Source organism: Proteus terrae (assembly GCF_003144325.1).
GTDB classification, from domain to species: Bacteria; Pseudomonadota; Gammaproteobacteria; order Enterobacterales; family Enterobacteriaceae; genus Proteus; species Proteus terrae.
In genome coordinates this window covers 110,539-123,780 of the sequence record NZ_PENS01000008.1, presented here as the reverse complement: position 1 = coordinate 123,780, position 13,242 = coordinate 110,539, and the positions used below count along the sequence as shown (strand labels likewise).

Genomic DNA, 13,242 nt, shown 5'->3' with positions numbered 1-13,242 from the left:
TCTATTTATGTCTGTTATCGGTGTATTTCAACAATTGTGGAATAAAGCACAGTGTGGGTTCTCTTCTCAATTAAACGCGTTAGCACCTTTTAGTGAGCTCGAACAACAGTTTTTTGCTTTTAGCCCTTTTGCAACAGAGCATTTACGCGTTAATCCTCAATGGTTGACTGATATCAGGCAAAATCCACCAACTAGTGTGGAATGGCTGAGTTATGAGTCTCAATTAACAGAAAAATTAGTCAATGTTGATAATGAAGATGATGTGATGCGGATCTTACGCCAATTTCGTCATCAACAATTAGTGCGTATTGCATGGCTACAATTTTTTCAATTAGGCGATATTCCTTGTGCACTAAAACATTTGAGCGTATTGGCTGAAACTTTAATTTGTGTTGCGAGAGATACGCTTTATCAGCAATGTTGTCAACAATGGGGAACACCTTGTGATCATGAGGGAAAACCTCAGCCATTACTGATTTTAGGAATGGGAAAACTAGGTGGGTTTGAACTTAATTTTTCTTCTGATATCGACTTAATTTTTGCCTATCCTGAAAATGGATTTACGCAAGGTGGACGCAGAGAATTAGATAATGCACAGTTTTTTACTCGCTTAGGTCAAAAGCTTATTAAGGCTTTGGATCAACATACCATTGATGGCTTTGTCTATCGTGTTGATATGCGATTACGTCCTTTTGGTGAAAGTGGTCCTTTGGTAATGAGTTTTGCAGCACTGGAAGATTATTATCAAGAACAAGGGCGGGATTGGGAACGCTATGCGATGATCAAAGCGCGTGTTTTAGGTGCTGAAAAGAAAGAATATTGCCAAGTTTTACGGCAAATGTTACGTCCTTTTGTTTATCGTCGTTATATTGATTTTAGTGTGATTCAATCACTTAGAAATATGAAATCCATGATTAGTCGTGAAGTTCGTCGTCGTGGCATGATTGATAACATAAAATTGGGCTCTGGAGGGATCCGTGAAATTGAATTTATTACTCAGGTTTTCCAGCTAATTCGAGGGGGAAGAGAGCCGGAGTTACAAAGCAATTCATTATTAACAGTGCTTAATGTCATCACTAAACTTGAGCTGTTAACATCACAAGAAACCGCGCAACTAACTGAAAGTTATCTTTTCCTTCGTCGATTAGAAAATTTACTGCAATCTATTGGTGATCAACAAACCCAAACCTTACCAGAAAGTGAAGAAGATAAAGCACGGTTAACTTTTGCAATGGGATTTGATGATTGGGAAACGCTTTATCAAGAAATTAGCCACAAGATGCAGGCTGTTTCCGTAATTTTTACGCAATTAATTGGCGAAGAAGACGAGAATGATGATGAAGATGATATCTCTGAATTTAAACGCCTTTGGTTACTGGGGCGTTTGCCTGAAACATCGTCATTATTTCATGAAACATTAACCATCGAAGCTCTTGATGCGATAAATCAGACGTTGCAGAATTTTCGACAAGATATTGGCAAGCGAACGATTGGCCCGAGAGGACGTGATGTTCTTGATGCCTTAATGCCAAAACTATTAGCTAAAATTTGCCAACAACCTCAAACTTTAGTGACACTACAACGCGTGACGCCTTTGTTATTAAGCATTGTGAGTCGCACAACGTATTTAGAGTTGATGCAAGAATCGGATGAGGTTTTAACGCATGTTATACGGCTCTGTGCGGCATCTCCGATGATCGCTGAACAATTAGCGATTCACCCTTTATTGCTAGATGAATTACTTGATCCCAACTCTCTTTATCAACCCCTGCCTTTAGATGCGTATCGTGATGAATTACGACAATATTTATTACGAGTGCCAGAAGAAGACGAAGAGCAACGATTAGAAGCATTACGTCAGTTTAAGCAAGCTCAATTACTACGTATCGCCGCTGAAGATATTACAGGTGTATTACCAGTCATGAAGGTTAGCGATCACTTAACCTATTTAGCGGAAGCTATTATTCATGCAGTTGTTCATCAAGCTTGGTCATATATGGTGAAACGTTATGGTGAGCCTGAACATTTAGCTCATCGTGATGGACTGGGTTTTGCGGTGATTGGGTACGGCAAATTAGGAGGATGGGAACTAGGATATAGCTCAGATTTAGATTTGGTCTTTTTATTAGATTGTCCAATAAATACGGCGACAACGGGAGCAAAACAGATTGATGCTCGCCAATTTTATCTGCGTTTAGCACAGCGCATTATCCATTTATTTAGTACCAGAACATCTTCTGGCGTGTTGTATGAAGTTGATGCACGCTTACGCCCTTCAGGTGAATCCGGTATGTTGGTTAGTACTATTCAAGCTTTTGATGAATATCAGAAAAATGAGGCTTGGACTTGGGAACATCAGGCGCTAATTCGTGCCAGAATGATTTATGGTGATGATGAATTACAACAGATGTTTTCACGTATTCGTCATGAAACGTTATGTCTTTCTCGTGATGCTGATGTGTTACAAAATGAAGTGCGCGATATGCGTAAAAAAATGGTGCAACATCTTGCACCAACACAAGCAGACAAATTTGATTTAAAAACTTCATCTGGCGGTATTACCGATATTGAATTTATCGCGCAATATTTAGTATTGCGTTTTTCTCACCAATACCCGGCTTTAACTCGTTGGTCGGATAATGTGCGTATTTTTGAGTTAATGGCAAAACATCAAGTGATGGATGAAGATGAAGCTCTCGCTTTAACACATGCTTATGTCACCTTACGCAATGAATTGCATCATCTGGCGCTACAAGCATTACCTGCTATTGTGGATAATCATTGTTTTATCGCAGAGCGCGAGTGCGTATTAAAAAGCAAACTGAAGTGGCTCGGTGAACAAGAGTAATGATTTGTTGGCATGAAGTCTTATGTGTATCTCTTTTTGCCTAACAAGTTATGGTATTATTTCGGCTTATTTTGAAAATAAATGTGGAGTATGGGATGAAAGTAACGCTGCCGGATTTTAATAAGGCCAATGTGTTGGTTGTCGGTGACGTCATGTTAGACCGCTATTGGTATGGCCCAACAAGTCGAATTTCACCAGAAGCCCCAGTGCCAGTGGTCAAAGTAGATACCACAGAAGAGCGACCAGGCGGTGCTGCAAACGTTGCAATGAATATTGCGTCTCTTGGTGCTAATTCGCGTTTAGTGGGTTTAACCGGTATTGATGAAGCCGCAAAAGCATTGAGCAATACATTAAATCAGGTCAATGTGCGTTGTGATTTTGTCTCTGTTGCGACACATCCAACGATCACAAAATTACGTGTTCTTTCTCGTAATCAGCAATTAATCCGTCTTGATTTTGAAGAAGGATTTAACAATGTTGATCCTCAACCTATTTATGAGCGTATTCAGCAAGCATTACCTTCTATTGGCGCATTGGTTTTATCAGACTATGCCAAAGGGGCGCTTTCTCATGTTCAAGAGATGATCCAACTGGCGAAAAAAGCGGGTGTCCCGGTATTAATTGATCCTAAGGGATCTGATTTTGAACGTTATCGCGGTGCGACACTACTAACACCAAATATGTCTGAATTTGAACAAGTCGTTGGTGTTTGTAAAACGGATGATGAGCTGGTGGAGAAAGGCACAAAATTAGTTAGAGATTTAGAACTTGAAGCGCTGCTTATCACTCGCTCAGAGCGCGGAATGAGCTTGCTCCGTGCTAATGAAGCTCCACTGCATTTACCAACTCAAGCACAAGAAGTTTATGATGTGACGGGGGCTGGTGATACGGTAATTGGTGTATTGGCGACCTCTTTAGCTGCTGGCAAACCTTTAGGCGAAGCCTGTTTCCTTGCTAACGCAGCAGCGGGTGTTGTTGTGGGTAAACTAGGAACATCCACTGTATCACCTATTGAACTTGAAAATGCTATTCGCGGTCGTGCTGACAACGGCTTCGGCATGATGGAAGAAGAGCAATTAAAACAAGCTGTCGAATTAGCGCGTCAACGCGGTGAGCGTATTGTTATGACGAATGGTTGTTTTGATATTCTTCATGCAGGGCATGTTAGCTATTTAGCAAATGCACGCAAACTCGGTGATCGCCTTATTGTTGCTGTAAATAGTGATGCGTCTACTAAGCGCTTAAAAGGTGAAAGTCGTCCTGTTAATCCATTAGAGCAGCGTATGACAGTGCTAGGCGCTTTAGGTGCAGTCGATTGGGTTGTTGCATTTGAAGAAGATACACCACAGCGCTTAATTGCCTCTGTATTACCAGATATCTTAGTTAAAGGTGGTGATTATAAGCCTGAAGATATCGCAGGTAGCAAAGAAGTTTGGGCTGCTGGCGGTGAAGTAAAAGTGCTGAATTTTGAAGATGGCATTTCTACAACGAACATTATTAATGCGATTAAAAAGAAATAATGGCATAAATTAACGACGAAAGGCACTCTTTGGAGTGCTTTTTTTATAATAAAGGATCTAGCTATTATCATTTTTAATGATATTTTTATTAATGGTTATTGTTCTCTTTTTAAATGATACTCAACAATATAATCTTGAGTGTTTCTATACATAATTGAATAATTAATATAATCACCCTGAGTACTATATGATAATGTACTAAGTCTTAATATTGGAATGTTAGTTTCTATTTTTAATAATTGACAAATATTGTTATCAGGCATAATAGGGTGAAAAGTTTCATAACTCCCTGATATTTTTATTTGACAAATATTTTCAATAAAATCAAATTTAGAGCCTTCTAAATGCGTTAAGGTTAAATTACGAAAATATTTAACAGGCATGTAACTGTCTTCAACAATAAGAGGTTTATTATCGACGTAACGTATTCGCCTTGAATAAAAAATACGTTCATTTGAGTTGATACGTAATTTACTGGCGATAGATAAAGGACAAGGAATAACACGAAATTCTATAACTTCACTTCTTACATTGTGACCTGTATTTGCCATTAATTCGACAAAGCCTTTTAAGCTTGCATTTTCATGATGAACATCTTTTTCTTTAATATAAGTTCCTGAACCATGTTTTCGTTCTAATAATCCTGCGGTCACTAATAAATCCACCGCTTTACGTATTGTCATTCTCGATACATTGTATTGTTGTGCTAATGATTTTTCTGCTGGCAAAGGGTCACCAATTTGGTATCCAGCCGAATTTATTTGAATTCTTAGGCTTTTTGCAATGTCTTTATAGATCACTTTTATACCTCTTTTTATTCTTAAAACCAGCTCTCTTTATTTAATTTATATGAATATAATCTTTTGATATATAGGATAATTATTTATACCTCTAAAATGTGAACGTTATCAAAAAATAAAAAGTGATCTGCTTTTTGACTAAAAATGAGATCACTTTGCCTGAAAGATTAGTATGAATCAGATCACGAATAATTCATTTTAGATGAGAGAATAAAGAGAAAAGAATCTAATCTGAATTTACAGAAAAAAAATGAATTAAATAGCATACCGTTTCAGTAGCAGTAAATAAGAGGATATTTTTATGCTCAGTCAAATACAACGATTTGGTGGAGCCATGTTTACCCCTGTCCTGCTATTTCCTTTTGCAGGTATTGTTGTAGGCATTGCCATTTTATTACAGAATCCATTATTTATTAGTGAAGATTTATTAAGACCCGATAGTTTATTTGCCCAAATTGTTCATATTATTGAAGAGGGGGGATGGACGGTTTTTCGTAATATGCCTCTTATTTTTGCAATTGGCTTACCAATCGGTTTAGCTAAAACTGCACAAGCAAGAGCTTGCCTTGCTGTAATGGTGAGTTTTCTCACTTGGAATTATTTTATTAATGCAATGGGAATCGTTTGGGGAAGTTATTTCGGCGTAGATTTTACAAATGAAATCGGCGGAAATAGTGGCTTAACAATGATAGCTGGAATTAAAACATTAGATACCAGTATTATTGGGGCGATTATTATTGCGGGTATAGTTACAGGTATTCATAATCGTTATTTTGATAAACAGCTTCCTGTCTTTTTAGGTATATTTCAAGGAACTTCGTATGTTGTATTAATTAGTTTCTTTGTTATGTTACCGTTAGCGTGGATAACATTATTTTTCTGGCCAAAAGTGCAAATTGGTATTCAATCTTTGCAAGTATTTATGGTTGAATCCGGCTCTTTAGGTGTTTGGATATATACCTTTCTTGAACGTATTTTAATTCCTACAGGCCTACATCACTTTATTTATGGTCCATTTATTTTTGGCCCTGCAGTCACTGAACATGGAATTCAAGTTGATTGGGCTCAAAATATGCAATATTTCAGTCAAAGTACTGAATCTTTAAAAGCGTTATTTCCAGAAGGTGGCTTTGCATTGCATGGTAATAGCAAAGTCTTTGGTTCTATTGGTATCGCACTTGCTCTTTATTTTACTGCTGCACCTAAAAATAGAGCCAAAATTGCAGGTTTGCTTATACCCTCTGCATTGACCGCTGTATTCGTGGGAATAACAGAACCTTTAGAGTTCACATTCTTATTTATCTCTCCGTTATTGTTTGCCATTCATGCCGTATTAGCTGCCACATTAGCGACAACACTTTATCACTTTGGGGTTGTCGGAAATATGGGCGGAGGGATCATCGATAATTTCCTACCTATGAATTGGATCCCAATGTTTCATAACCATTACGGGATGATTATTACGCAAATAGTCATAGGCCTTATTTTTACAATGATTTGGTTTGTGGTGTTTAGAACATTAATTATCAAACTTAATTTAAAAACACCCGGTCGTGAAGAGGATGATGAAGAGATCAAGCTCTATAGCAAACAAGATTATAAAAATAAAAAGTCACAAGATTCGGATAGTTCAAAAACAGCAAAAGAAGATCGCAAACTCGCACTTCCTAAAGGCATCCTTGAAGGCTTAGGGGGAAGTGGAAATATCAAATCCTTAAATAACTGTGCAACACGTTTACGTATCGAAGTGATAGATAACGAGATAATTGAAACAGATGCCTATTTTAAAGGGCTCGGTGTACATGGTGTAGTGCGTAAAGGTCATGCATTGCAAATTATTATCGGGCTACACGTTTCTCAAGTGAGAGACAAAATTGAACAACTTATGAAAGAAGATAGGCAAAATAACACCTTGTCGGAGGCTATATAATGAAGAAGTTCTCAGTCGTAATTGCAGGTGGCGGTAGTACATTTACACCCGGTATTATTTTGATGCTACTGGAAAACTTAAAACGTTTTCCATTAAGAGCCATCAAGTTTTATGACAATGATGCTGAGCGGCAAGAAATCATTGCTAAAGCTTGTGAAATCATTCTTACTGAAAAAGCACCTGAAATTGAGTTTTGCTATACCACGGATCCCAAAACGGCCTTTACAGATGTTGATTTTGTGATGGCACATATCCGTGTTGGTAAATATCCAATGCGCGAAAAAGATGAAAAAATTCCTTTGCGCCATGGTGTATTAGGACAAGAAACTTGTGGTCCTGGTGGTATCGCTTATGGTATGCGTTCTATCGGTGGCGTCTTAGAGTTGGTTGAATATATGGAAAAATATTCGCCAAATGCCTGGATGCTAAATTATTCTAACCCAGCTGCCATTGTCGCTGAAGCTACTCGTCGTTTAAAACCGAATGCGAAGATCTTAAATATCTGCGATATGCCAATTGGCATTGAATCACGTATGGCACAAATTGCAGGATTAAAATCACGCAAAGAGATGCGTGTCCGTTATTACGGTTTAAATCACTTTGGCTGGTGGACTCAGGTTGAAGATTTACAAGGTAATGATTTACTGCCAGTTATTCGTAAACATGTTGCGGAACATGGGTATATTCCCAAAGTGGCAGGTGAGCCAGTTGAAGCTAGTTGGAATGATACATTCGGGAAAGCAAAAGATGTGTGGGCACTAGATCCGACAACTATGCCGAATACTTACTTGAAATATTATTTATTTCCAGATTATGTTGTTGCGCATTCTGATCCTCATCATACTCGTGCAAATGAAGTGATGGAGCACAGAGAGAAGAATGTATTTAGCGCTTGTCGTGCCATTACGAGTGCAGGTAAATCATCAGCAGGGCATCTTGAGATTGATGAACATGCTTCTTACATCGTCGATCTAGCAACAGCTATTGCGTTTAATACTCAAGAAAGAATGCTACTGATTGTTCCTAATAACGGCTCAATTATTAATTTTGATCCAGAGGCAATGGTTGAGATCCCTTGCATTGTTGGAAGTCATGGGCCAGAGCCTTTAGTTATGGGTAAAATTCCATTATTCCAAAAAGGGATGATGAGCCAACAAGTTGCAGTTGAAAAATTAGTGGTAGAAGCCTGGATTGAAAAATCATATTTGAAACTTTGGCAGGCGATTACGATGTCTAAAACAGTGCCAAGTGCGACTGTTGCAAAAGCAATTTTAGATGATTTAATTGAAGCAAATAAAGACTATTGGCCAGCGTTAAAATAGCTATTGATAGATATTTTGAGTATATAAAAAATAACCCTGTGTCTTTATGAGATACAGGGTTTTGCTTTATAACTAAAATAAGTCATAAAGTGAATAGATTAAGCTTTATTTTCTGCTGGAGTTTCTACCACAATTTCAACTTCTTCAACTTCTTCAACTTCTTCAACTTGGGCAATTTCAGCTTGAGGTTTTGCCTGCAGACCAGCTTCTAGCTCATTTAAACGTTGCTCTAAACGATTAAGTTTTTCACGAGTACGTAATAAGACTTGAGTTTGTACATCAAACTCTTCGCGATTAACTAAATCCAATTTGTTTAATTGAGATTGTAGAACAGTGCGGATTTTTTTATCAATATCATCACCAAAATCTTTAATGCCCTGTGGCAGGACGTTTTGGATTTGGCGCGCGACTTGTTCAAGTTTTTTCGGGTCCAACATGGGAAGTCCTCACAAATAAAATAGAAAGCTGAGGCTAAGTGTAATATGAGGACAGAGGGAATAAAACCAGATATCAAGATTATTGTTACTTTTTTATTATAAATAGTTAAATAACCGTATGTCATAAAATGATTATGTGATGAAACAAAGATTGTCGCCGATTGATGATTGCCTCTTATAATTTTAAAGCGTATAGTTTCACCGTTAATCTCAGGGCGGGGTGAAAGTCCCCACCGGCGGTAGATACCTGAATACTTAGGTAAAGCCCGCGAGCGCTTTGTATTGCCATTGTGATGCAAAGGTCAGCAGATCCAGTGTAATTCTGGAGCCGACAGTTAAAGTCTGGATGGGAGAGAATAAAATAGCATCAGTAGGATCATTGTATCCATTCCTGTTGTTTCTGCTTATGTATTAATTAAGCAGAGATCCACTCCTAAGACTGCCCTGGTTCTGGTAACTTTCATTAATTATTGAGGTTTTTTTACCATGAATCAGACGCTACTTTCCGAATTCGGTAATCCATTTGAGCGTGTTGAACTTGCTCTAGAAGCCCTTCGTGCTGGTAAAGGCGTGATGGTGCTCGACGACGAGAACCGCGAAAATGAAGGCGATATGGTTTTCGCAGCAGAAACTATGACCACAGAACAAATGGCGATGTCTATTCGTCATGGCAGTGGCATTGTTTGTTTATGTATTACAGAAGAACGCCGTCAACAACTTGATTTGCCTATGATGGTGGAAAATAACACCAGTCATTTCCATACGGCATTTACAGTAACGATTGAAGCAGCACAAGGTGTAACAACCGGTGTTTCAGCATCTGATCGTTTAACCACAGTACGTGCAGCGGCAGCTGATAATGCAAAACCAAGTGATTTAAATCGTCCTGGTCACGTATTCCCATTACGTGCCCAACCTGGTGGTGTGCTAACGCGTGGCGGGCACACAGAAGCATCGATTGATTTAGCAACTTTAGCCGGTTTTAAACCAGTTGCAGTGTTATGCGAATTAACAAATGACGATGGCACGATGGCAAGAGCACCAGAAGTGATCACTTTTGCTAAAAAGCACAATATGCCTGTACTAACTATTGAAGATTTAGTGGCTTATCGTCTTCGTGAGGAGAAAAAAGCTGGCTGAAATTAACATGTTATAACCGACACTGAAAACACACACACTTATTCAAGCCATTTAAGGAAACTTAGGTGGCTTTTTTCATCTTTTTTGAATAACTATTTCATACTTCTTTGACTATATTTCAAGTAAGAAGGCGCTATGCTAACGCCATAAGATCACAAGCCATAAGAGGTGATTATGGACACAAAAATGATGCCAGCGCTGTTTATTGGACACGGTAGCCCAATGAATGTATTAGAAGATAATACATATACTCGCCTCTGGTCAAAATTAGGGGAAACGCTTCCTCAACCTAAAGCAATTTTAGTGATTTCAGCTCATTGGTATACTGATGGAACTTATGTAACAGCAATGTCGCAACCAAAGACAATTCATGATTTTTATGGATTTCCACCAGAGCTATACGCAATAGAATACCCAGCGCGAGGGTCGATAGGCTTGGCCGCACTAATTGAAGATCTTATCGATCCGATTAAATTAAAACTCGATATGGATCAATGGGGATTAGATCATGGAAGTTGGGGAATACTTGAAAAAATGTATCCCAACGCAAATATTCCTGTTGTCCAATTAAGCATTGATGCTCGTCAATCAGCGCAGTGGCATTATGAATTGGGACAAAAGCTGGTTGAATTACGTAAAGAAGGCGTCTTAATCATTGGTAGCGGTAATATCGTTCACAATTTAAGAATGATGGATTGGCAAAATAGCAATGCGACGCCTTATTCTTGGGCATTAGCCTTTAATGAGACAGTCGAAAACAGCTTACGAAGTGATAATGTACCAGAAACGTTATTTACGATTTTATCAACAGAAGAAGGGCGGTTGGCACATCCTACACCCGACCATTTTTTACCTGCGTTGTATTTATTAGGCTTAAAACAAGAGGGTGAAAAGGTAACAGTGCTGAATAATGATATTGTGAATAAATCGCTAAGCATGATGACGTTTCAAATTGGATAAAACTATCCAATAAAAACTAATTGATTTATAGAAGTGAAAGGCTAAATTCCTTTTATGGAATTTGGCCTTTTTTACTGATAACGAAACCTATTTTGAATAAAAAACACCTTACCGTTTATAAGCAATAAGGTGCTCAACATGATTTTAAGATTTCTATTAATCTAAAATAATATGTGGATAGAAGCGTGAGAGATCTTGAGTAATAAGCTCTCTATCTTCTCTAATACAAATACCTGCAGATTGGTCGTTAACCAACCAGCTACCAATTAATGTATAGCTATCGCCAAATTTTGGTAGTGGATGGAAATCTTGAACAATAAAGCCTTCTTCACCGTAAGGGCCATCTGCGACAGCAATATCCTTGCCGTTTTCAACAATGCGAATATTTGCACCTTCGCGTGAAAACAGTGGCTTGATAACATAGCGCGATAATGAATCAGGCGCTTTACCATCATAAAAATAAGCAGGTAGCAGATTTGGGTGATTAGGGAACATCTCCCAAAGCATTGGTAGCAATGCTTTATTCGAAATAATGCTCTTCCAAGAAGGCTCTAACCAACGAATACCTGCATCAGCAAGTTTAGTTGAGAAGTCTTCGCGGAACATAAATTCCCAAGGGTAAAGCTTAAACATATTACTGATTATCTGATCTTGCAGATCAGTTAATTCACCACGTTCACCTAAACCCAGATCTTCAATAAAAACAAAATCAGTCGTTACTTGGGCTTCTTCAGCACAATCTTGTAGATATTGAACTGTGCCACGATCTTCTTCAGTATCTTGGCAACAAGACATATGCAGATAACGCATTCCGTATTGATCACGAAGCTCTGCAAAACGATCAATTAACTTCTCTTGAATGCTATTAAATTGATCGGCATTTTGCGGTAAACGACCTGCATTGACTTGATCTTCAAGCCAGATCCATTGGAAAAAAGCAGATTCATACAGTGATGTCGGAGTATCTGCATTATTTTCTAACAGTTTTGCCGGACTTTTACCGTCATACGCTAAATCAAGACGTGAATAGAGGGACGGTTGAGACGATTTCCAAGAATCACGCACAAAATCCCAGCAGTGACGCGGGATCTGAAAGCGAGTCAGTAACTCTTCACTATTAGCCACTTTATCAGCGACTTGTAAGCACATCTGATGTAACTCTTCCGTCGTTTCTTCTAACGTTTCAACCTCTTCCATTGAGAATTGATAATAAGCATCTTCAGACCAATAAGGCTCGCCATACATTGTATGAAAGTTGAAGCCAAATTCCGTTGCTTTTTCACGCCAATCCGGGCGTTCAATGATATTTTCGCGTTTCATGGTTTTAATTAACCACCTGAACGATAAGAAGACGAACCGGTTGAGCTACGGTTATTATTTGTTGCATTGGTACGTTGAGCAGCTGCTTGTCTTGATACAGTGTTACCAAAGCCACCACGAGTTACCGTTGAGGTTGTTGATGGTTTTGGTGTCATGGCTGTTTTTGGTACGTTCATTTGACGACCGCCAACCGCAGGACCGTAGTTACGGCCTGTTGCATCCACAAATTTACCATTTGCAGGGCTTGTTGGGTTACGCGAACTAAACAGAGGTTGTGCTGGCGCACCACCACCCATTAGACGACCCATCATATAACCCGCCATCAATGGCATAAAGAAGCTACCACCGGAGTTAGCTTGAGCCATTTGTGAGCTGTCTGGGTTTAAATTATTGGCATTTTCAGTACTAACAGGCTGTCCATCAATAGATGCAGTTTGAGTACATTGTGCATCACCGAATTCAGCTACGCAGTCTTCTAATGTTGCATATTTAGGTGCTGTACGCTGTGCTTCTTGCAATGCAGTGCGATAAGAGTCTTCACACTGGGCCGCTTGTGAAGGATTTGCTTGAGCACATTCTTGTGCGTTCATATACAGTGAAACTGTCTCATCGCTCTCTTCACATCCTGAAAGCGCGAATACAGCAGTGATGGCGATTGCAACAGGCGCCAGACGATAAGGGCGAAATGCTTTACGGAAAGCATCACGATTAATCGATTTGGTACGTTTCATTGGCATATTGATAAGATCCATAAAAGGTAAAACGTTCAAAATAAAAGCTAGGATAGGTTAAATAGTCTAGAAAATAAATAAGAAACGCCTAATCATCAGGGATAACCAGAAATTTGTGATCTTTATAAGGTTAAGGGTAATAAAATTAGGTAAATCCTCTCTTTTTAACCTAATTGTAATTAAGGTATTTGTTATTACAAGAATATAGATATTGTAGAGATCTTAATTTAATCC

Annotated in this window: 10 protein-coding genes and 1 riboswitch; of the genes, 6 read left to right on the top strand and 4 right to left on the bottom strand. The window is 38.6% G+C overall.

The features are described from left to right. Positions 1–7 precede the first annotated feature (7 nt). Together glnE and hldE are read left to right on the top strand one after the other, a co-directional pair. Positions 8–2,848: a bifunctional [glutamate--ammonia ligase]-adenylyl-L-tyrosine phosphorylase/[glutamate--ammonia-ligase] adenylyltransferase gene (gene glnE, locus DK857_RS09490; protein ID WP_109402050.1), complete on the top strand. Its 2,841-nt coding sequence runs from the start codon at positions 8–10 to the stop codon at positions 2,846–2,848. A 95-nt stretch (positions 2,849–2,943) separates the two neighbouring features. Next, positions 2,944–4,368 (top strand): bifunctional D-glycero-beta-D-manno-heptose-7-phosphate kinase/D-glycero-beta-D-manno-heptose 1-phosphate adenylyltransferase HldE, encoded by a 1,425-nt coding sequence (gene hldE, locus DK857_RS09485; RefSeq protein WP_109402049.1) that lies wholly within the window; start codon positions 2,944–2,946, stop codon positions 4,366–4,368. A 95-nt stretch (positions 4,369–4,463) separates the two neighbouring features. Here the strand turns inward: hldE and DK857_RS09480 are convergent, their stop codons facing one another. Beyond that, positions 4,464–5,168 carry a GntR family transcriptional regulator gene (locus tag DK857_RS09480; protein ID WP_109394107.1) on the bottom strand — a complete coding sequence of 235 codons (705 nt, stop codon included), beginning with the start codon at positions 5,166–5,168 and terminating at the stop codon, positions 4,464–4,466. A 301-nt stretch (positions 5,169–5,469) separates the two neighbouring features. On the opposite strand from DK857_RS09480, the gene DK857_RS09475 reads away from it, so the two are divergent. Both DK857_RS09475 and DK857_RS09470 read left to right on the top strand, forming a co-directional pair. Continuing rightward, entirely contained in the window at positions 5,470–7,098 is a 1,629-nt protein-coding gene (locus DK857_RS09475) for an alpha-glucoside-specific PTS transporter subunit IIBC (RefSeq protein WP_109394106.1), read from the top strand. Further along, complete coding sequence (locus DK857_RS09470; protein ID WP_109402048.1) at positions 7,098–8,420, top strand: 6-phospho-alpha-glucosidase; 1,323 nt, start codon at positions 7,098–7,100, stop codon at positions 8,418–8,420. The genes DK857_RS09475 and DK857_RS09470 overlap by 1 nt, the downstream gene beginning before the upstream one ends. Before the next feature lie 98 nt (positions 8,421–8,518). Here DK857_RS09470 and ubiK read toward each other — a convergent pair whose 3' ends face one another. Further along, positions 8,519–8,857, bottom strand: a complete 339-nt coding sequence (gene ubiK / locus DK857_RS09465) for a ubiquinone biosynthesis accessory factor UbiK (RefSeq protein ID WP_109402047.1) — start codon at positions 8,855–8,857, stop codon at positions 8,519–8,521. Positions 8,858–9,059: 202 nt separating this feature from the next. Further along, positions 9,060–9,219: riboswitch (FMN riboswitch) on the top strand. A gap of 124 nt (positions 9,220–9,343) precedes the next feature. Here ubiK and ribB point away from each other — a divergent pair. Continuing rightward, a complete protein-coding gene (gene ribB / locus DK857_RS09460; RefSeq protein WP_023582768.1) occupies positions 9,344–9,997 on the top strand; it encodes a 3,4-dihydroxy-2-butanone-4-phosphate synthase in 654 nt (217 codons plus the stop codon). Positions 9,998–10,171: 174 nt separating this feature from the next. Then, entirely contained in the window at positions 10,172–10,957 is a 786-nt protein-coding gene (gene ygiD, locus DK857_RS09455; RefSeq protein WP_075672906.1) for a 4,5-DOPA-extradiol-dioxygenase, read from the top strand. 156 nt (positions 10,958–11,113) lie between these two features. Here the strand turns inward: ygiD and DK857_RS09450 are convergent, their stop codons facing one another. Together DK857_RS09450 and DK857_RS09445 are read right to left on the bottom strand one after the other, a co-directional pair. After that, positions 11,114–12,277: a glutathionylspermidine synthase family protein gene (locus DK857_RS09450; RefSeq protein WP_075672907.1), complete on the bottom strand. Its 1,164-nt coding sequence runs from the start codon at positions 12,275–12,277 to the stop codon at positions 11,114–11,116. A gap of 8 nt (positions 12,278–12,285) precedes the next feature. Then, positions 12,286–13,014: a DUF1190 family protein gene (locus DK857_RS09445; RefSeq protein ID WP_075672908.1), complete on the bottom strand. Its 729-nt coding sequence runs from the start codon at positions 13,012–13,014 to the stop codon at positions 12,286–12,288. Positions 13,015–13,242: the final 228 nt, after the last annotated feature.

What these genes read in the sequence shown, in the direction of transcription:
- hldE (WP_109402049.1), top strand. Translation starts at nt 2,944, where the DNA reads ATGAAAGTAACGCTGCCGGATTTTAATAAGGCCAATGTGTTGGTTGTC.
- DK857_RS09470 (WP_109402048.1), top strand. Translation starts at nt 7,098, where the DNA reads ATGAAGAAGTTCTCAGTCGTAATTGCAGGTGGCGGTAGTACATTTACA.
- ubiK (WP_109402047.1), bottom strand. Translation starts at nt 8,857, where the DNA reads ATGTTGGACCCGAAAAAACTTGAACAAGTCGCGCGCCAAATCCAAAAC.
- DK857_RS09475 (WP_109394106.1), top strand. Translation starts at nt 5,470, where the DNA reads ATGCTCAGTCAAATACAACGATTTGGTGGAGCCATGTTTACCCCTGTC.
- ygiD (WP_075672906.1), top strand. Translation starts at nt 10,172, where the DNA reads ATGGACACAAAAATGATGCCAGCGCTGTTTATTGGACACGGTAGCCCA.
- DK857_RS09450 (WP_075672907.1), bottom strand. Translation starts at nt 12,277, where the DNA reads ATGAAACGCGAAAATATCATTGAACGCCCGGATTGGCGTGAAAAAGCA.
- ribB (WP_023582768.1), top strand. Translation starts at nt 9,344, where the DNA reads ATGAATCAGACGCTACTTTCCGAATTCGGTAATCCATTTGAGCGTGTT.
- glnE (WP_109402050.1), top strand. Translation starts at nt 8, where the DNA reads ATGTCTGTTATCGGTGTATTTCAACAATTGTGGAATAAAGCACAGTGT.
- DK857_RS09445 (WP_075672908.1), bottom strand. Translation starts at nt 13,014, where the DNA reads ATGCCAATGAAACGTACCAAATCGATTAATCGTGATGCTTTCCGTAAA.